Origin of the sequence: Nocardiopsis flavescens, from assembly GCF_900141985.1 — a bacterium.
Lineage (GTDB): Bacteria > Actinomycetota > Actinomycetes > Streptosporangiales > Streptosporangiaceae > Nocardiopsis > Nocardiopsis flavescens.
In genome coordinates, this window is sequence record NZ_FQZK01000025.1 from 1 (window position 1) to 18,873 (window position 18,873).

Annotated in this window: 13 protein-coding genes, 1 tRNA gene and 1 pseudogene; 11 read left to right on the forward strand and 4 right to left on the reverse strand. The window is 74.7% G+C overall.

The annotated features are described in order from the left end of the window. Nucleotides 1–387, forward strand: a pseudogene (locus tag BUE45_RS26560) (succinate--CoA ligase subunit alpha); the annotation flags it as partial. Between the two features lie 104 nt (nucleotides 388–491). On the opposite strand, the gene BUE45_RS26565 reads toward BUE45_RS26560, so the two are convergent. Then, a complete protein-coding gene (locus BUE45_RS26565) occupies nucleotides 492–1,010 on the reverse strand; it encodes a DUF1707 SHOCT-like domain-containing protein (RefSeq protein ID WP_073383261.1) in 519 nt (172 codons plus the stop codon). Between the two features lie 113 nt (nucleotides 1,011–1,123). Here BUE45_RS26565 and BUE45_RS26570 point away from each other — a divergent pair, with 113 nt between their 5' ends. Continuing rightward, nucleotides 1,124–2,878, forward strand: coding sequence for a cell division protein PerM (locus BUE45_RS26570; RefSeq protein ID WP_449406668.1), 1,755 nt, complete (start codon nucleotides 1,124–1,126; stop codon nucleotides 2,876–2,878). Between the two features lie 202 nt (nucleotides 2,879–3,080). On the opposite strand, the gene mfd is transcribed toward BUE45_RS26570, so the two are convergent. Then, a complete protein-coding gene (gene mfd / locus BUE45_RS26575) occupies nucleotides 3,081–6,677 on the reverse strand; it encodes a transcription-repair coupling factor (protein WP_073383265.1) in 3,597 nt (1,198 codons plus the stop codon). Nucleotides 6,678–7,021: 344 nt separating this feature from the next. On the opposite strand from mfd, the gene cysC reads away from it, so the two are divergent. Beyond that, on the forward strand, nucleotides 7,022–8,620 hold the full coding sequence (cysC, locus tag BUE45_RS26580) for an adenylyl-sulfate kinase (protein WP_073383267.1): 1,599 nt from the start codon (nucleotides 7,022–7,024) through the stop codon (nucleotides 8,618–8,620). 52 nt (nucleotides 8,621–8,672) lie between these two features. Then, on the forward strand, nucleotides 8,673–9,419 hold the full coding sequence (locus BUE45_RS26585; RefSeq protein WP_073383270.1) for a nucleoside triphosphate pyrophosphohydrolase: 747 nt from the start codon (nucleotides 8,673–8,675) through the stop codon (nucleotides 9,417–9,419). Nucleotides 9,420–9,576: 157 nt separating this feature from the next. Here the strand turns inward: BUE45_RS26585 and BUE45_RS26590 are convergent, their stop codons facing one another. Then, nucleotides 9,577–10,782 carry an FAD-dependent monooxygenase gene (locus BUE45_RS26590; RefSeq protein ID WP_073383273.1) on the reverse strand — a complete coding sequence of 402 codons (1,206 nt, stop codon included), beginning with the start codon at nucleotides 10,780–10,782 and terminating at the stop codon, nucleotides 9,577–9,579. Nucleotides 10,783–10,930: 148 nt separating this feature from the next. On the opposite strand from BUE45_RS26590, the gene BUE45_RS26595 reads away from it, so the two are divergent. The 7 genes from BUE45_RS26595 (at nucleotide 10,931) to BUE45_RS26625 (ending at nucleotide 17,035) form a co-directional block, all read left to right on the forward strand. Continuing rightward, nucleotides 10,931–11,497, forward strand: coding sequence for a TetR/AcrR family transcriptional regulator (locus tag BUE45_RS26595; protein ID WP_073383410.1), 567 nt, complete (start codon nucleotides 10,931–10,933; stop codon nucleotides 11,495–11,497). A gap of 105 nt (nucleotides 11,498–11,602) precedes the next feature. Further along, nucleotides 11,603–12,886, forward strand: coding sequence for a phosphopyruvate hydratase (gene eno, locus BUE45_RS26600; RefSeq protein ID WP_073383276.1), 1,284 nt, complete (start codon nucleotides 11,603–11,605; stop codon nucleotides 12,884–12,886). A gap of 174 nt (nucleotides 12,887–13,060) precedes the next feature. Beyond that, complete coding sequence (locus BUE45_RS26605) at nucleotides 13,061–13,432, forward strand: FtsB family cell division protein (RefSeq protein WP_073383413.1); 372 nt, start codon at nucleotides 13,061–13,063, stop codon at nucleotides 13,430–13,432. Nucleotides 13,433–13,492: 60 nt separating this feature from the next. Beyond that, nucleotides 13,493–14,071, forward strand: a complete 579-nt coding sequence (locus BUE45_RS26610) for a DUF501 domain-containing protein (RefSeq protein WP_073383279.1) — start codon at nucleotides 13,493–13,495, stop codon at nucleotides 14,069–14,071. Next, nucleotides 14,068–15,054, forward strand: coding sequence for a Ppx/GppA phosphatase family protein (locus tag BUE45_RS26615; protein ID WP_073383281.1), 987 nt, complete (start codon nucleotides 14,068–14,070; stop codon nucleotides 15,052–15,054). Before BUE45_RS26610 ends, BUE45_RS26615 begins: the two co-directional genes overlap by 4 nt. Nucleotides 15,055–15,433: 379 nt before the next feature. Beyond that, a complete protein-coding gene (locus BUE45_RS26620; RefSeq protein ID WP_073383284.1) occupies nucleotides 15,434–16,813 on the forward strand; it encodes an NAD(P)/FAD-dependent oxidoreductase in 1,380 nt (459 codons plus the stop codon). A gap of 148 nt (nucleotides 16,814–16,961) precedes the next feature. Continuing rightward, nucleotides 16,962–17,035 (forward strand) — tRNA-Leu (locus tag BUE45_RS26625). On the opposite strand, the gene BUE45_RS26630 is transcribed toward BUE45_RS26625, so the two are convergent. Continuing rightward, complete coding sequence (locus BUE45_RS26630; protein ID WP_073383286.1) at nucleotides 17,003–18,745, reverse strand: helix-turn-helix domain-containing protein; 1,743 nt, start codon at nucleotides 18,743–18,745, stop codon at nucleotides 17,003–17,005. The two genes, BUE45_RS26625 and BUE45_RS26630, sit on opposite strands and share 33 nt — an antisense overlap. Nucleotides 18,746–18,873 lie beyond the last annotated feature (128 nt).

Consider the following 18,873-nt stretch of genomic DNA (forward strand, 5'->3'; position numbering starts at 1 on the left):
TACCAGATGATGTACGAGCTGCGCGACATCGGCTTCTCGTCCGCGGTGGGGATCGGCGGGGACCCGATCATCGGGACCACGCACATCGACGCCCTGGCGGCGTTCGAGGCCGACCCGGACACCGACGTGATCGTGATGATCGGCGAGATCGGCGGCGACGCCGAGGAGCGCGCCGCGGACTTCATCAAGGCGAACGTGACCAAGCCGGTCGTGGGCTACGTCGCGGGTTTCACCGCTCCGGAGGGCAAGACGATGGGCCACGCGGGCGCCATCGTGTCGGGTTCCTCGGGGACGGCCGCGGCGAAGAAGGAGGCCCTGGAGGCCGCCGGCGTCAAGGTCGGCAAGACCCCCAGCGAAACCGCCGAGCTGGTGCGCGCGCTGTTCTAGCCGCACCCGGCCCCCACGGCCCCGTGCGCGCCCTCCGGGCGCGTGCGGGGCCGTCGCCGTATCCGGGGCCGCCCCGCCCGCCACCGGCCTCCGCGGCCGGGCGCTCAGCCCCCGGCGATCTCGTCCCGGCCGCCCCCGCGGCGCCGGCGCCGCGCCAGCGCGGTGATGAGACCGGGCACCACCATCAGGCAGAAGAACCCGAGGAAGATGCTGATGGCGGTGACGCTCCCGGAGATGAACGTCGGCACGCCCCACACGAAGAGCAGGAACCCGCCCCAGCCCAGGACGGACGGCAGGTTGTCGTCGTCCTTCTTCTTTTTCTTCTTCTCCACGGACCGGCCGGTCTCGGCCAGGTCGACCGGGCCCTCGCCGCCCCCGGCCGGGGCGATCTCCCCGGGCCGGGCGCCGCTCGCGCCCAGCGAGGCCGGGTGCAGGTGCGGGGGCAGGTCCCCGAACAGGGGGACCAGGTCCTGGCCGGTGACCGCGTGCAGGGCGGCGGTGGAGCGCTCCTCGTGCTCGTCGACGGTGAGCCTGCCCTCTTGGAACGCGGTGCGCAGGGACTCCAGCGCCTCGTCGCGTTCACCGTCGGAAAGGCGGTAGGGGGCTGGTTCCGGGCCTGTCATGGTCGTCCGTTCGAGCGGGGGCGATGGCGTCTTTCATCGTACGACGGACGTACCGGTCAGGGGGTTCCTCACCGCCCCCGCCGGGACGGGGAAGCACGACACGCGCGGCGGGGATGGCGCGGAGCAATCCGGTCCCTGGCAGCATAAGTCGGGTGAGCACGCCAGGATCTCCCCCCGACCCAGCCCGCCGCACGGGAACCTCCGAAGCACCGCGCCCCGTCTACTCGACGGGCGGTGTGGCCGCCGCGACCTCCGCGGGCATCGGCCTGGCGGTCATCGTCACCCTCACCATGGTCGGATGGGTGGCCGCCCCGCACGAGACCTTCGGCGAGGAGATCGTCGACCTCCTCCAAGGGGCGGTGCTGGCCTGGCTGGTGGGCCACCACGTGTCGTTCGCGGTGCCCGGGGGGAGCATCAGCCTGCTGCCGCTCGGCCTGGTGCTGCTGCCGGGCCTGCTGCTGTACCGGTCGGGCCGGTGGGTGGCGCGCAACTGCGAGATCGGCCGGCTGCGGCACGTGCACCGGGCTGCGGTGGCCATCGCGGGCCCCTACGCGGCGATCGCGGGGACGCTGGCGCTGCTGGCCCGCACGGACGCGGTGGAGCCGAGCATGCCGCGGGCGCTGGTCATGGGCTTCCTCATCGCCTTCCTGGCCGGGGGGCTGGGGGTGCTGCGCCAGCTGATGCGCGACAAGGGCGTGGTGGCGCGGGACCTGCTGGCGCTGATGCCCGCCCGCTCGCGGTCGCTGCTGGTGGGGATGCTCGCCTCCACCGGGACACTGCTGGCGGGCGGGCTCCTGCTGTTCCTGGCGGCGCTGGCGGTGAGCCTGCCCGAGGCGGTCCAGACGACGCGGCTGCTGGGCCCGGGCTGGGTGGGCGGCGTGCTGCTCCTGCTCATCCAGCTGGCGTACCTGCCCAACGCGGTGGTGTTCGCGGTCTGCTACGCGCTGGGCCCGGGGTTCGCGGTGGGGGAGATGACGGTCGTGGCGCCGACGGGGGTGTCGGTGGGACCGCTGCCGCTGCTGCCGATGCTGGCGGCGCTGCCGGAGAACGGGGCGGCGCCGGTGGTGTCGCTGGCCGCGCTGGCGGTGCCGTTCGTCGCCGGGGCGGTGGGCGGGGTGCTGACCCAGCGCAGCGCGCCGGACGTGGTGAGCGAGGCGGCGCCGCTGTGGGGGTTCGTGTGCGGGGTGACCACGGGGTTGCTGTGCGCGGCGCTGGGGGAGCTGGCGGGCGGGGCCCTGGGCGGTGACCGGCTGTCGGACGTGGGGCCCTCGGCCTGGCAGGTGGGGCTGGTGGCGGCCCTGGAGGTGGGGGTGGCCGCGGCCGTCGCGGCGTGGGCGGCCAACTGGTGGTACACCCGCGACTCCCCGGCCGCCGCGACCCCCGACACCGCGCCCGGGGCGGCCCCCGCGCCCGCGCCCGGGCCGGGGCCCGGCACCGGTTCCGCCGCGCGGGTGGAGCTGCCCGCCGACGTCCCGGTGGGGGAGGGGCTGGCCACCGTCACCCCGCTGCGCCCGCGCGAGGACAAGGGCGGCGGGGTGGCCGTCGGGGAGGCGCCGCCCGCGGGGGCGCCGGAGGAGGCCCCCGCCGCGGAGGAGGGCGCGGACGCCGCACCCGCGGCGGAGCCCGCGCCCCCGGCGGGGGAGGAGCGCGAGCGCAGGGAGCGCGAGCGGGCCGAGCGCGCCCGGGCCAGGGCCGAGGCCCGGGCGGCCCGGGCGGCGGAGAAGGAGCGCAGACGCGAGGAGCGCCGGGCCCGCCGGGCCGAGCGCCCCCGCCGGTGGCGGCGCGGTGCCGCCGAGGACGAGTCCGAGGAGCTGTACGGCATCACCTACGAGGCCGGTCCGCAGGACGGGGACGCCCCCCGGACCTGACCCCCGCGCACGTGCGGGGCCCGCCCCGGGGCGGGCCCCGCACGCATGCCGGACCGGATGCCCCTAGGAGGTCACGGTCGCCCGCCCGGTCGCGTGCGGCGGCTTGCCCGTACAGGCCGGCCAATCCCGTGGAGGACGACCTCGCGGTGCCGGCCGGTCCGTGGCCCGGACCCGTCGGAGAGGCCACCGCACACCCCCGCGGTCAGTCCTCGACGACCGGGGGTTTGCGCCTGCCCGGCTCGAAGACGGCGTTCACCAGTTCCGTGCACCAGGCCAGCAGCTCCAGGTCGCGCAGCGGCTTGCCGCCCATGCCGCCCGCCTTGGGGACCGGCACCAGCAGGGTGCGGGTGGCCTCCTTCAGCAGCGACTTCGGGTACATCCGCCGCAGCCGCAGCTCCTGCGACTCCCGCAGCTCCACCGGGGTGAACCGGATCTGGCTGCCCTGGAGCACCACGTCCTGGAGCCCCGCGGAGCGGGCCAGGATCCGGAACCGCGCGACCGCCATGAGGTTGTCCACCTGCTGGGGCGGGGTGCCGTACCGGTCGGTCAGCTCCTCGTAGGCGGCGAGCACGTCCTCCTCGACGGTGATCCCCGCGATCCGCTTGTACGCCTGGAGCCGCAGCCGCTCCCCGGGCACGTAGTCGTGCGGGATGTGCGCGTTGACCGGCAGCTCGACGCGGGTCTCGGCCTCCTCCGCGGCGCCCTGGTCGCCCTTGAGCTCGGCGACGGCCTCGCCGACCATGCGCACGTACAGGTCGAAGCCGACCCCGGCGATGGTCCCCGACTGCTCGGCGCCCAGGATGTTGCCCGCGCCGCGGATCTCCAGGTCCTTCATCGCCACGTACATGCCCGCGCCGGTCTCGGTGTGCTGGGCGACGGTGGCCAGCCGCTCGTAGGCGGTCTCGGTGAGCGGCTTCTCCGGCGGGTACAGGAAGTACGCGTACGCCCGCTCGCGGCCGCGGCCGACCCGCCCGCGCAGCTGGTGGAGCTGGGACAGGCCGTAGTTGTCGGCGCGGTCCACGATCAGCGTGTTGGCGTTGGGGACGTCCAGGCCGGACTCGACGATGGTCGTGGAGACCAGCACGTCGAAGTTCTTCTCCCAGAAGTCCACCATGACCTTTTCGAGCTGCTGCTCGTTCATCTGGCCGTGGGCGTAGGCGACCCGGGCCTCGGGCACCAGGCGCTTGATCTCGGCGGCCACCCGGTCGATGGACGCGACCCGGTTGTGCACGAAGAACACCTGGCCCTCGCGCATCAGCTCCCGGCGGATGGCCGCGGTGATCTGCTTGTCCTCGTAGGGCCCGACGAAGGTGAGCACCGGGTGGCGCTCCTCCGGCGGGGTGAGGATGGTGGTCATCTCGCGGATGCCGGTCAGGCCCATCTCCAGGGTGCGCGGGATCGGCGTCGCCGACATGGCGAGCACGTCCACCTGGGTGCGCAGCCGCTTGAGGGCCTCCTTGTGCTCGACGCCGAACCGCTGCTCCTCGTCGATGATGACCAGGCCCAGGTCCTTGAACCGGGTCTCGGAGGACAGCAGCCGGTGGGTTCCGATGACCACGTCGACCTCGCCGGAGCGCAGCCCCTCGCGGGTGAGCTCCACCTCGCCGTCGGTCTGGAACCGCGACATCGGCTTGACGGTGACGGGGAAGGACGCGTACCGCTCGCTGAACGTGGACAGGTGCTGCTGCACCAGCAGCGTCGTGGGCACCAGCAGTGCCACCTGCTTGCCGTCCTGCACCGCCTTGAACGCGGCCCGCACCGCGACCTCGGTCTTGCCGTAGCCGACGTCGCCGCAGATCAGCCGGTCCATGGGGACCGACCGGCCCATGTCCTTCTTGACCTCCTCGATGGCGGCCAGCTGGTCGGGCGTCTCCACGTAGGGGAAGGCGTCCTCCAGCTCCCGCTGCCAGGGGGTGTCCGCCCCGAAGGCGTGCCCGGGGGAGGCCTGGCGGGCGGAGTACAGCCGGATGAGGTCGCCCGCGATCTCGCGGACCACCTTGCGGGCGCGGCTCTTGGCCTTGCTCCACTCGGCGCCGCCCATCTTGGACAGCGCGGGCGCCTCGCCGCCGACATAGCGGGTGACCTCGCCGAGCTGGTCGGTGGGCACGAACAGGCGGTCGCCGGGCTGGCCGCGCTTGGACGGCGCGTACTCGATGAGCAGGTACTCGCGGGTGGCGCCCTGGACCTGGCGGCTGACCATCTCCAGGTACCGGCCCACGCCGTGCTGCTCGTGCACGACGTGGTCGCCGGGCTTGAGCTGGAGCGGGTCGACGGTGCCCTTGCGGCGGCTGGGCATGCGCCGCATGTCGCGGGTGGAGGACTTCTGCCCGGCCAGGTCGGTCTCGGTGAGCACCACGGTGTGCACGGTCCGCAGCAGGAACCCGTGGTCGACCAGCCCGGTGGTCACGGTGGCGACGGCGGGGGCGGGCGGCTCGGTGAGGTCCCGGGCCAGGTGGGCGCCGAGCCCGGCGTCGCGCAGCATCGCCACGAACCGCTCGGCGGGGCCGTGCCCCTGGGTGACCAGCACGACGCTCCAGTTGTCGTGCAGCCAGCCCTTGATGTCGGCGAGGGCGCGCTCGGTGTCGCCGCGGTAGGTCTCGGCGGGCACCGCGCCCACCACGACGGCGTCGTCCTCCTCGCGGGTGTCGGCCTCGCCGGAGCTGAACGGGGTCAGCCCCCACCAGGGCGTCCCCAGGCCGGAGGCGACGGTGCGCAGGTCGGCGATGGACATGTACGCGGAGGCGCCCAGGTCGATGGGCGACTCCCCGCCGGAGGCGGCGTTGATCCAGGACGCCTCCAGGAACTCGGCGCTGGTGGCCTCCAGCTCGACGGCGCGGGTGCGGATGCGCTCGGGGTCGCAGCCCACCACCATGGCGCCCTCGGGCAGCAGGTCCAGCAGCGGTTCCATCCGCTCGGCGAGCACGGGGGCGAACGCCTCCATGCCCTCGACGGCGATGCCGTCGGCCATCTTGGTGAGCACCTCGGCCAGCGACGGGTGCTCGGCGGCCAGTGCGCGGGCGCGCCCGCGCACGGTGTCGGTGAGCAGCAGCTCCCGGCAGGGCGGGGCGAACAGGCCGGAGGCGGCGTCGCCGTGGTCGCCGCTCTCGCCGGGGGTGATGGACCGCTGGTCGGCGACCTGGAAGTAGCGGATGTCCTCGACGGTGTCGCCCCAGAACTCCAGGCGCAGGGGGTGCTCCTCGGTGGGCGGGAACACGTCGAGGATGCCGCCGCGCACGGCCATGTCGCCGCGCTTCTCCACCAGGTCGACCCGGGAGTACCCGGTGTCGGCCAGGGAGCCCACCACGTCCTCCAGGGACGCCTCGTCGCCGGGGCGGACCCGCACGGGGGCGAGGTCGCCCAGTCCGGCCACGAGGGGTTGCAGGACGCTGCGCACGGGGGCGACGACGACCCGCAGCGGCGCGGTCAGCGGGTCGGCGGGGTCGGGGTGGGCGAGCCGGCGCAGCACCGCCAGGCGCTGGCCGACGGTGTCCGAGCGCGGGGACAGCCGCTCGTGCGGCAGCGTCTCCCAGGCGGGGAACAGCGCCACGGAGTTCTCGGGCAGCAGTGAGCGCAGGGCGTCGGCCAGGTCGGCGGCCTCCCGCTCGGTGGCGGTGACGGCCAGGACGGGGCGGCCCGCGCCCACGGGGGCGTCGGCGGCCAGCGCGCCGACCATGAAGGGTCGCAGCGCCGGCGGGGCGACGAGGTCGAGGTGGGGATCGCGGCCGCCGCGGGCGGTCTCGATCGCGCTGTGCAGCGCCGGGTCCCGGGAGACGTCGGCGAGAAGTCCAATGAGGCTCATAGCACCAAAGAAAGAAGAAGGTCCGGTTCAGGCGGATGGTCGCGAGGCCTGCACGGTGGGGGCGGCGGCACGGCTGCAGGCGCCGCCCGGGTCTGTTCAGACTATCCAGTCCGCGGCCCGTTCGCGGGCCGGGCGCGTGCGGGCGCCACCGCGGCACTCCGGCCGGGGCCGGTCCGCGCGGCGTGCGGCACCTTCATGAAAACCTTTCATGAGCTGCGGGTATTCCGCGTGGTGCGGGGTCCGGCGCTGTGCCGGCGCGGTACCGCGCGGCGGGGGCATCCGGTCCGGCATACGCTAGTGGCGATTTCGGTGGACTCCGGTCGGACGGTAGGAGAGGAAGTCGCGTGGTGAGTGTCGACAGGCGTGGGGGCACGTCGGACGGTGCCTCCGGGCGGCCGGACGCCCCGGTCCTCGCCCCGGGCCCGGACGCGCTCGCACATCTGGAGCTGATCCTGAGCGGTGCGTACCCGCTGCCGGGATTCATGACACGCGCGCAGGCGGAGTCGGTGGAGCGCTCGGGCCGCCTGCCCGATGGGCGGGCCTGGCCGGTTCCGGTCACCCTCCCGGTCCCGGCGGACTTCGCCGCCGAGGGCGGCACGGTCGTCCTCACCGACCCCGAGGGCGCCCCGCTGGCGGAGCTGGCGGTCGCCGAGCGGTGGCGGGACCGGGACGGCGGGTACCGCCTGGCGGGCGAGGTGTCCCTGTTGCGCCCGCCCACCTACGGGGTGCTGCGCGAGCTGCGGCCGACGCCGGCGGAGGTGCGCGCCCGCCGCGACCTGGAGGGGGAGTCCGGGGGGCCGCTGCTGGCGGTGGTCACCGACCGGCCGCTGCACCACCGGGCCCTGCACCAGATCCGTGCCGAGGCGGAGGCCCTGGGCCGCGCGCCGGGGGTGGAGTCGGACCGGGCCGAGGTGCTGGTGCTGGTGGACGCCGGGCTGGAGGACGAGGGCATGACGGCCGCGGTGATGGCGGCGCGGGCGCTGCTGCCGCCGCGTGCCATGGTCGCCGTGTGCACGCTGCCGCGCGCGCAGGCCCGCGCGGACGGCGCGCTCGGCGGCCGGTGGGGGGAGCGGGACGCCCTGCTGGCGGCGCACGTGGCCGCCGCGTACGGCGCGACCCACCTGATCGTGGAGGCGGGGCGGGACGGCGGTCCGGACGTGGAGCGGGTCATGGCCCGGCGCCCGCCGGTGACGGTGCTGGACCCCGAACCGTGGCGGTACGACACCGACGAGGGCCTGTGGGAGCCGCTGACCCGGGTGGACCCGGCGCGGGCCCGCCGGGAGCCCTCCGACGCGGAGGTGGAGGCGGAGCTGGCGCACGGCCGGGAGCTGCCGGCGTGGTTCACCCCGGCGCGGGTGGGCGCGGAGCTGGCGCGGCTGCGCCCGGCGCGCACCCGGCGCGGGCTGACGGTGTTCTTCACGGGGCTGTCGGGGTCGGGCAAGTCGACGATCGCGCGGGGGGTGTGCGACGGGATCCGCCGGGCGGGCCGCTCGGTGACGCTGCTCGACGGCGACGTGGTCCGGCGCATGCTCTCGTACGGGCTGACGTTCTCGCCGGGGGACCGGGAGCTGAACATCCGCCGGATCGGCTACGTGGCGGCGGAGATCGGCCGCCACGGCGGGGTGTCGGTGTGCGCGCCGATCGCCCCCTACGCCCGGGGCCGCGCCGAGGTGCGGGCCATGGCGGAGGAGGCGGGCGGCGACTTCTTCCTGGTGCACGTGGCCACGCCGCTGGAGGAGTGCGAGGCCCGCGACCGCAAGGGCCTGTACGCCAAGGCGCGCGCGGGGGAGATCCCCGCGTTCACCGGGATCTCCGACCCCTACGAGGAGCCCGCGGACGCCGACCTGGTGGTGGACACCGTGGACGCGTCCCCGGCGGACTCCGTGGCGGCGGTGCTGTCGGTGCTGCGCGCGGGCGGCTGGCTGCCCGAGCAGGACCGCTGACCCGGGCCCCGCCCGGCCCCTTTCCTTCCCCGACACGGACGAGGACCCCGACATGACCGAGCCCCAGCCCGCCGGGCACCGCCTGCTGCGCCTGGTGGAGGTGATGGACACCCTGCGCCGCGAGTGCCCCTGGGACCGCGGCCAGACCCACGAGTCGCTGGCCAAGTACCTCATCCAGGAGGCGTACGAGACCCTGGAGACCATCGAGGAGGGCGATGTCGCGCAGCTGCGCGAGGAGCTGGGGGACGTCCTGCTCCAGGTGGTGTTCCACGCGGCGATCGCGGCCGAGCGGCCCGGGGACGACCCGGCGCGGTTCACGGTGGACGACGTCGCCGACGCGATCATCGACAAGATGACCCGCCGCCACCCGCACGTGTTCGGCGGGGCACAGGTGTCGGGCACCGACGAGGTGTGGTCCAACTGGGAGGCCATCAAGGCGGCGGAGCGGGCGGAGAAGGCCAGGGCCGGCGGCGGTACCGGGGAGACCTCGGTGCTCGACGGGGTGCCCTTCGCCCAGCCCGCCGTGCTGCTGGCCTACGAGCTCCAGAAGCGCGCGGTGCGCAACGGCCTCCCCGCCGAGCTGGTGGGCGACGACGGGGGCGCGGGCGGCGGGCTGTTCGCGGCGGTCGCCGCGGAGCGGGACCGGGACCGCGACGCCGAGACGGACCTGCGCGCGGCCGCCCGCCGGTTCGACGGGCGCGTGCGCGCCGCGGAGGCGGCGGCCCGCGCCGACGGCCGCGAGCCCCGCGGGCTCAGCGCGGCGCAGTGGCGCGCCTACTGGGAGGCGGCCGGCGGGTGAGCCCGCGGGCGCGGCCGGGCGGCGTCCTGCGCGTCCTCTGCCCGGGGCCGGCCGCCCCCGTGCGTCCGGGGCCGCGGGAGCCGGCCGGGAAGGGCCCGCCGTGCGCGGCCCCTCCCGGGGCGGGGGAGCCTTCGGGGCCCGCCGCCCGCGGGCCGGTTCAGGGCCGGGCCGGCGCCGGGGCGTCCAGGTCCAGCCCCTCGGCGGCGTCCGACAGCCTCCTGTCGAGCCGGCCCAGCAGGCCGACCAGCGGGCCGCCCAGCCGCAGCGCCGTGTTGCGCAGCACGATCCCGCGCCGGGTGCGCGGGGCCAGGACCGCGAGCCCGGCGTCGGCGACGGCCTGGTTGGCGTCCACGTAGGGGCGCATCCGCGCCCCGTAGGCGGCCAGCGCGTCCTCGGCCCGCCCGTGCCGGGCCAGTTCCGCGGCGAGCACGTACGCGCCGACCAGTGCCAGGCTGGTGCCCTGCCCCGACATGGGGGAGGGGCAGTACCCGGCGTCGCCGAGCAGGGTGATCCGGCCGCGGGACCAGGTGTCCATGTGGATCCGCGTGACGGAGTCGAAGTAGAAGTCCCCGGAGGCGTCCATGGCGTCGAGGATGCGGTCGTTCTCCCAGCCGAGCCCCCCGAACTCCGCGCGCAGGTACGCGCGCTGCTCGGCGGGCGGGCGGCGGTCGATCCCGCCGGCCCCGGCGGAGCGGACGATGAAGATGGCCTTGGCCCCCTCGGCGCGCGGCGTCCGGTACATCCCCGAGCCCCGCCCGGGGGCGTTGAAGAGCCGCGCCTCGCGGTCCAGCCCCAGGTGGTCGGGGATCGTGAAGATGCTGATGTGGGCGCCCAGGAACCGGGCGTAGCGCTCCTCGGGGCCGAACGCGATCCGCCGGGTGGCCGAGTGCAGCCCGTCGGCGCCCACGACCAGGTCGAAGGTGCGCGGGGCGGTCCTCTCGAAGGTCGCGCGCACCCGGTCGCCGTCCTGCTCCAGGGCGGTGAGGGTGTCGTCGTACAGGTACTCGGTGTACGCCTCGGTGGGCGTGTGCAGGATGCGCACCAGGTCGCCGCGGAGGATCTCCAGGGAGCGGTCCCCGCCCAGCGCGTCCGCGGAGGAGAACCCGGCGACCCGGCGGCCCCGGGAGTCGACGAAGGACGCCCTGCCCATCCCGGTGACTCCGCGGCGGATCTCGGCGAGCGCGCCCATGCGCTCGGCGACGTCGACGGCGACGCCGCGCAGGTCGACGGCGTAGCCGCCGGGGCGCGGGGCGGGGGCGCGCTCGACCACGGTCGCGCGGATGCCGTGGTGGTGCAGCCAGTGGGCCAGGGCGGGTCCGGCGACGCCGGCGCCGGAGATCAGGACGTCGTGCACGGCGGTCATGGGAGGTCCTCCACCGGGCCCCTCGGGGAAGCGGGGCCGTCTCCCCCTCACCGTAGAGAGCTACTTACCGGCCGTCAAGTAACTTACCGGTCGGAAAGTCAGCGCTATGATCGGGGCGACGGACGACGCCGGAGACGGGAGTGCAGCGGTGCCCAGAACGAGCGGCGACACCAGGGCGGAGATCCAGGAGGCCGCCCTGGACCTCTTCGGCAGGCAGGGGTACGAGAAGACGAGCCTGCGCGAGATCGCCGAGCGGCTGGACATCACCAAGGCCGCGCTCTACTACCACTTCCGGTCCAAGGAGGACCTGCTGCGGGCCCTGGCCGAGCCGCTGCGGCGGGACATGGAGGAATTCCTCGCCGGCCTGGACGCGAGCGCCCGCAACGCCCCCGACGAGGTGCTGGGCTCCTACTTCGACATCTGCGTGCGCCACGCCGCCCTGCTGCTCGCGCTGCTGCGCGACCTGTCCTCCCTGACCCGGGTCGGACTGGTCGAGGACGTCATGGGCTGGCGCCGCCGCCTGGACGCCGTGCTGGTGGGGGAGGACGCCGACATGCCCGCCCGGATGGGCGCGATCATCGCCCTGGGCGGGCTCCAGGACCTGGCCGTGTTCCTGGCCCCCGAGCAGGCCCGCGCCCACCGCGGCCGGGCCGTCGCCGTGGCGCTGGCCGCGCTGCTGGAGGGGGCGGGACCGCGAACGCCGGGCATGGACTAGACCAATTCCCCAGGGCGGGCGCGCCCGCCGCCCCGGCGGGTCGCTAGTCTCGTGTCGGGTCCTGGCACAGCGGTCCCGGAAACACCGAAGAGACGGAGAGAGCCCGTGGCGTCCATCGAGGCAGTTCAGGCGCGAGAGATCCTTGACTCCCGCGGCAACCCCACCGTCGAGGTCGAGGTCGGACTCGACAACGGCATCATCGGGCGCGCCGGCGTGCCCAGCGGTGCCTCCACCGGCAAGTTCGAGGCGGTCGAGCTGCGCGACGGCGGCGACCGCTACGGCGGCAAGGGCGTGACCAAGGCCGTCGCGGCGGTCAACGACGAGATCGCCAACGAGCTGCACGGGTTCGAGCCCGACGACCAGCGGCTGATCGACCGCGCGCTCATCGAGCTCGACGGCACCCCCGACAAGTCGCGGCTGGGCGCCAACGCCCTCCTGGGCGCCTCCCTGGCCGTGGCGCACGCCGCCGCGCTGGAGGCGGAGCTCCCGCTCTTCCGCTACCTCGGCGGCCCCAACGCGCACGTGCTGCCCGTGCCGATGATGAACATCCTCAACGGCGGCGCCCACGCCGACAGCAACGTCGACATCCAGGAGTTCATGGTCGCGCCCATCGGCGCGTCCACCTTCTCCGAGGCGGTCCGCTGGGGCGCCGAGGTCTACCAGGCGCTGAAGTCCGTGCTCAAGGGCCACGGCCTGGGCACCGGCGTCGGCGACGAGGGCGGCTTCGCCCCCAACCTGGACAGTAACCGCGCCGCCCTCGACCTCATCGTCGAGGCCATCCAGAAGGCCGGCTACACCCCGGGCACCGACATCGCGCTGGCCCTGGACGTGGCCGCCACGGAGCTGTACTCCGAGGGCGTCTACACCTTCGAGGGCAAGCCCCGCACCTCCGCGGAGATGTCCGCCTACTACGCCGAGCTGGTCCGGGACTACCCGCTGGTCTCCATCGAGGACCCGCTGGACGAGGAGGACTGGGACGGCTGGAAGGCCCTCACCGACGCCGTCGGCGACAAGGTCCAGCTGGTCGGCGACGACCTGTTCGTCACCAACCCCGAGCGCCTGGCCCGCGGCATCGCCAGCGGCACCGCCAACTCGCTGCTGGTCAAGGTCAACCAGATCGGCACCCTCACCGAGACGCTGGACGCGGTCGCCCTGGCCCAGCGCAGCGGCTACACGGCGATGATCAGCCACCGCTCCGGCGAGACCGAGGACACCACCATCGCCGACATCGCGGTGGCCACCAACGCCGGGCAGATCAAGACCGGCGCCCCGGCGCGCAGCGAGCGGGTCGCCAAGTACAACCAGCTGCTGCGCATCGAGGAGCTGCTGGAGGACGCCGCCGTCTACGCGGGCGTGTCGGCCTTCCCGCGCTTCGCCCGGCGCGGCTAGTCTGCCCCAGTGTCCCGCGAATCCCAGCAGCCGCCCGCAAAGGCCCGTAAGGCGACCAAAGCCGACAGGCCGCGCGGCCGTGCCGCCCGGCGGGACGCGAAGACACCGGACCGGAAGAAGCGGCAGGGGAGGGCGTCGCGACCGGCGCCCTCCCCGGCCCGGGCCGTGCGGCCCATGCTCACCAGCAGGGCCGCCATCCTGGCCCTGGTCGTGTGCGTGATCGCGCTCAGCCTGGCCTACCCGCTGCGCGAGTACGTGGCCCAGCGCGCCCAGATCGCCGAGCTCCAGGAGGAGCGGGCGCGCATGGAGGAGAGCGTGCGCGACCTGCGCTCGCGCGAGGAGGCGCTGGGCACCGACGAGTACGTGGAGCGCGAGGCCCGGCTGCGCCTGCACTACCAGTACCCGGGCGAGACCGCCTACATCGTGGTCCGCCCCGAGGCCGAGGACGACACCGGCGCCGAGGCGGGGCCCGGGGAGCCGTGGTTCACCGCGCTGTGGCGCTCGGTGGAGGAGGCCGACGACCCCTCGGCGGGGACCGCGCCCTGACCCGCCGGGCCCGGTCCGCGGGGGCCGTGCGCGCCCGGGTGGCCCTATCCTGGACCGGTCATGACTTCCGCAGACCAGCCCGTATCCGGGCGTACCGGGGACCCCGTCGACCCGCGCGACACCGCCGCCGTCGAACTCCAGCTGGGCCGCACACCGCGCGGCGTGCGCGGTGTCGCGCACCGCTGCCCGTGCGGCCTGCCGGACGTGGTGCGCACCGCGCCGCGCCTGGAGGACGGGACCCCCTTCCCGACGTTGTACTACCTGACGTGCCCGCGCGCCGCGTCGGCCATCGGCCGGATGGAGAACTCCGGGCGCATGCGCGAGATGCAGGAGAGCCTGGCCCGCGACCCCGACCTGGGCGCCGCCTACACCCGGGCGCACGAGTCCTATGTCGCCGAGCGCGCCGAGCAGGCGCGCCTGGACGGCGTGGAGCCGCTGCCGGAGGGGATGCAGAGCACCGGGGGCATGCCGACCCGGGTCAAGTGCCTGCACGCGCTGGTCGCCCACGAGCTGGCCGAGCCCGGGGCCAACCCGATCGGGGCCCAGGCCCTGGAGGACCTGCCGCGCTGGTGGGACCGGGGACCGTGCGTGTGCATCGAGGAGAACGCCCCCGAGGGCGCTGAAGGGAACGGGTCATGAGCGGTGTCGCGGCGATCGACTGCGGGACGAACTCGGTCAGGCTGCTGATCGCGGACGTCGTCCACATCGACGGCGACGAGGTCCAGGTCGTGGACGTCGACCGGCGCATGGAGATCGTGCGGCTGGGCGAGGGCGTCGACGAGACCGGGGAGTTCGCCCCGCAGGCGCTGGAGCGCACCTTCGAGGCGCTGCGCGGCTACGCGCAGGCCATCGAGGCGCACGGCATCGGGCTGGGCCCGGACGCGGTCCGGATGGTCGCCACCAGTGCCACGCGGGACGCGCGCAACCGGCAGGAGTTCATCGACGGCGTGCGCGCCATCCTGGGCGTGGAGCCGGAGGTCGTCACCGGGCTGGACGAGGCGGAGCTGTCCTTCGTGGGCGCCACCGCCGAGTTCGCCGCCGAGGCCGACGAGGACGTGCCCACCGGGTTCGAACCGCCCTTCCTGGTGGTGGACATCGGCGGCGGCTCCACCGAGTTCGTCCTGGGCGGCGGGCCCGGTGAGCAGGAGGAGCTGGTGCGGGCCGCCCTGTCGGTGGACATCGGCTGTGTGCGGATGACCGAGCGGCACCTGCGCAGCGACCCTCCCACGGAGAAGGAGATCGCGGCGGCGACCGCCGACATCGACGCGGCGCTGGACGAGGTCGAGCGGGTCGTGCCGCTGCGCGAGGCGGGCTCGGTGGTGTGCGTCGCGGGGACCGCGACCACGGTCGCCGGGATCGCCCTGGACCTGTCCGAGTACGACTCCGAGCGCATCCACCACACGCGCGTGCCGGTGGCCGAGCTGGACCGGATCACCGCGGAGCTGCTGGCGTCCACGTCGGTGCGGCGGTCGGAGATCGGCGTCATGCACCCGGGCCGGGTCGACGTGATCGGCGCGGGAGCGCTGGTGCTGTCGCGGGTCCTGGCCCGCACGGGGGCGGACGCGTTCACGGCCAGCGAGCACGACATCCTGGACGGCGTGGCCTGGAGCCTGGTCGTCTGAGGACCCCCGCCGGGCCCTCCCGCCGCCGGGAGGGCCCGGTCGGCGGACCCCTCGGGGCGCCGTCCCCCGTGAACCGGGTTTCACCAGGGCCTTTCGGGGTCCGTGCAAGGGACCTCCGGGTGAGACGTGTCACCACGAACGCCCCTTGTGAACGCTTTCACAACCGCTCTGACCTGCGGAAACATGGGTGGAGTGGGGTGGAATGTGGTGGGAAGGTGGTCAGGTGTGAACCTTCTCTGCGGGTCGATGCTTGTGAAAGAATGCACAAGCAGCGACAAAAAGGTCGGGCTCCCGCAACGGCCACGACACGCGACACGAATGGGAGCCTCCACCCCCGCCTCGGACGGGGGCGGCCGAGAACCGTTAGGGCGGATATGCGATGACCGAGAGCAGGAACTACCGGCTGGTGCACGGCGGAGGGGACGAGGCGGAGATCCCGCACATCCTCATCGTCGGTGGCGGTTACCTCGGGATGTACACCGCGAAGCGGCTGGAGAAGAAGCTCGGTGCCGGTGAAGCGCGGATCACCGTCATCGACCCCAACTCGTACATGACCTACCAGCCGTTCCTGCCCGAGGCCGCGGCCGGGAGCATCTCCCCCCGCCACGTCGTCGTCCCCCTGCGCAAGGTCTTCAAGCGGGTCCGCGTGCTGGGCGGCCGGGTCGTCCGCATCGACCACGCCGACCGCACCGTCCGCTACGAGCCCAACGCGGGCGAGCCCGAGACCCTCTCCTACGACTACCTGGTCATGGCCGCCGGCGCCGTCTCGCGCACCCTGCCCATCCCGGGCCTGGCCGAGTGGGGCATCGGCATCAAGACGGTCGAAGAGGCCGCCTTCCTGCGCAACCACGTGCTCGACCAGCTGACCATCGCCGACTCCACCGACGACGAGGACGTCCGCCGCAAGGCGCTGACCTTCGTGTTCGTCGGCGGCGGGTTCGCGGGGGCCGAGGCCATCGCCGAGCTGGAGGACATGGTCCGCGACGCGGTCCGCATCCACCCCTCGATCGAGCAGTCGGACGTGCGGTTCTTCCTCATCGAGGCCGCCGACAAGATCCTGCCCGAGGTCGGCCCCGAGGTCGGCACCAAGGCCCTCAACCAGCTGCGCCGCCGCGGCATCGACGTCCGGCTCAAGACGTTCCTGGAGTCGGCCGTCGACCAGCACATCAAGCTCAGCGACGGCACCGCGTTCGACGCCGGGACCCTGGTGTGGACCGCGGGCGTCAAGCCCAGCCCGGTGGTCGCCGCCAGCGACCTGCCGCTGGGACCCAAGGGCCACCTCGACACCAGCGAGTTCCTCGCCCTGAACGGCGTGGAGAACGCCTTCGCCGGCGGCGACAACGCGCAGGTGCCCGACGGCAACGGCGGCTACTACCCGCCCAACGCCCAGAACGCGGTCCGCCAGGCGCCGGTGCTGGCCGGCAACGTCATCGCCGCCCTGCGCGGCGAGGAGCCCAAGGCCTACCGCCACAAGAACCTCGGAGCGGTCGCCGGGCTGGGCATGCACAAGGGCGCCGCCCAGCTGTTCGGGAGGATCGGGCTCAACGGCCGCCTCGCCTGGTACGCGCACCGCGCCTACCACCTGTTCGCGGTCCCGACCTTCAACCGCAAGTTCCGGGTGCTGTCGGACTGGACGCTCGGGTTCCTCCTGCGCCGCGACTTCGCCGCCCTGCCGGACATGGTCGAGCCCCGCCAGGCCTTCGAGGAGGCCAGCAACCCGCAGGCCGTCGAGGGCGGCCACCTGCGCCGGGTGAGCTAGGACGCGGGGCCGCCGCCGGCACCGGCGGCGCACGGCCCGCGCGAACGCCGAGAGGCCCGTCTCCCGGGGGGAGGCGGGCCTCTCGGCGTGTCCCGATCCGGCCATCGGAGGGCAGAGCCGCGGCCCGCCGGGCCGGTATGATGGGCTCGCCCTCGTAGCCCAATGGTAGAGGCAGGCCCCCTAAAAGGGTCACAAGTGTCGGTTCGAGTCCGACCGGGGGTACTCCGCCGGACGCTCCTGTTCCATGAGCAGCTGCAACTGGGTGAACAGCCGCTCCCCGGGGTCGGACAGGTCGATGCCGCTGACCTGCGCCGCCCGGCGCACCCGGTAGCGCAGCGTGTTCGGGTGGACGTGCAGCCGCTCCGCCGCCGCCCGGGCGTCCCCGAACTCCTCCAGGTACGCCGACAGCGACCGCACCAGCTCCGTGCCGCCGCCCCGGTCGTACTCCACCAGCCGCGACACCCGCGGGTCCCGCAGCGACGGCTCCTCGCGCAGCAGCGCCAGCGTCTCCCGGACGAGCACCCGCGAGCGCACGTCGTCGATGGTCGCGACCTCCCGCGCGGGGTCGCCGCGCATCGCCTCCAGCACCCGGTCGGCCTCCCCGCGGGACTCCGGGACGTCGGCCAGCCGGCCCACCGCCGAGCCCACCGCCGCCCGCACCCGCAGCCCCAGGGCGGACCGCGACGCCTCCACGATCCGCCCGCACAGCGTCACCACCGAGCGCTCCACCCCGTCGCGCTCGCGGGTCAGGTCCGGGAGCAGCGCGTAGACCCGGCCGTTCAGCCCGGTCACCAGCGCGCTGCGCCGGTAGGCGGCGGTGTGCACCGAGACCAGGTCCAGGAACCGGCGGCGGCGCAGCTCCCGCTCGGAGCGGTCCGCCCGCTCCCCGTCCTCGTCGCCCACCGGGGCGAACGCCGCCACCAGCGCCGCCCGGCCGCTGTGCACCTCCACGGTGTCCGCCAGGGCGGCCGCGTCGATCCTCCCCTCCAGCAGGCTCGACAGCAGGTCCTCGCGCAGCCGCAGCCCCGCGCTGGCCCGGGTGCGCTGGCGGATCATCTGCAGGGCCACGGTGCGCGCCGCGCCCAGCAGCGCCTCCTCGGCGTGCCCGGACAGCGGACGCGCCCCCTCCTGCACCCAGATCGCGCCCAGGGGGCGGTCCCCGGCGTGGATGCCCACCGCCAGCCGGCGCCGGATGCCCAGCTCGGGGTGCTCATCGACGCTCACCACCTCCTCGCCCGCGCGCAGCCGGGCGAACACCCCCCACTCGCGCAGCAGGGCCAGGTACGACTCGGGGCCGCGCCGCCCCAGCACCGACAGCCGCCGCAGCTCGTCCACCTCGGCGCCGCTGGAGTAGGCCAGGACCCGGCTCGCCGAGTCCTCGATGCTCACCAGGCCGCCGGTGAGCCGGGCGATGGTCTGCGCCATGGAGAACAGGTCGCCGTCCGGCTCGCCCGCGTCGCCCTCGTCCGGCAGCCGGGCGTCGTCCACGATGCCCTGGCACACCGACTGGAGCCGGTCCCAGCGCACCTCCGGGCGGACCACCAGCAGCGCGATGCCCGCCTCTTGCGCCTCGGCGCGCAGCGGCGCCAGGTCGTCGCCGCCCACCCGGGGGCGGCGGACCGGGGCCCCCTCGGTCGGGACGCCGGTCTTGACGGCGACGGCGGACGCCCCCTGCCCGGCGATCAGCCGCACCAGGCGCCGGGCCGACCCCCCGCGGGCCCCGATGAGCAGCACCAGGTCGCCGCCGCGCACCTCGGTCCGGTCCTCGGGGTCGACGATGAGGACGTTGTCCACCCGGACATCCAGCCCCTCCGGGGCGGCGGCCACCTCCAGGAGGGGGTCGCCCAGGGCGAGCAGCAGCCGGCGCAGCGGGACGCCCGGGGAGGGACCCGTCCCTTCGCGGTCTCCACCAGCGGGAACGTCGGACGTCACGGAGGCCTCCGGTGGGGTCGGGTGTGCGGCGGGGCGGCCGTCGCGGCGCGGGGCCGCGGTGCGTCCCCGGGTTTCATTTTGTCCTAGGGGACAAACAGGTCGGGCAAAGAGTGGCCCGCTCCACAAGG

Bases quoted from the DNA above. Each gene is read 5' to 3' on its own strand.
- BUE45_RS26565 (WP_073383261.1), bottom strand. From the start codon at position 1,010: ATGACAGGCCCGGAACCAGCCCCCTACCGCCTTTCCGACGGTGAACGC.
- BUE45_RS26570 (WP_449406668.1), top strand. From the start codon at position 1,124: ATGGCGCGGAGCAATCCGGTCCCTGGCAGCATAAGTCGGGTGAGCACG.
- mfd (WP_073383265.1), bottom strand. From the start codon at position 6,677: ATGAGCCTCATTGGACTTCTCGCCGACGTCTCCCGGGACCCGGCGCTG.
- BUE45_RS26585 (WP_073383270.1), top strand. From the start codon at position 8,673: ATGACCGAGCCCCAGCCCGCCGGGCACCGCCTGCTGCGCCTGGTGGAG.
- BUE45_RS26590 (WP_073383273.1), bottom strand. From the start codon at position 10,782: ATGACCGCCGTGCACGACGTCCTGATCTCCGGCGCCGGCGTCGCCGGA.
- BUE45_RS26605 (WP_073383413.1), top strand. From the start codon at position 13,061: ATGCTCACCAGCAGGGCCGCCATCCTGGCCCTGGTCGTGTGCGTGATC.
- BUE45_RS26610 (WP_073383279.1), top strand. From the start codon at position 13,493: ATGACTTCCGCAGACCAGCCCGTATCCGGGCGTACCGGGGACCCCGTC.
- BUE45_RS26615 (WP_073383281.1), top strand. From the start codon at position 14,068: ATGAGCGGTGTCGCGGCGATCGACTGCGGGACGAACTCGGTCAGGCTG.
- BUE45_RS26620 (WP_073383284.1), top strand. From the start codon at position 15,434: ATGACCGAGAGCAGGAACTACCGGCTGGTGCACGGCGGAGGGGACGAG.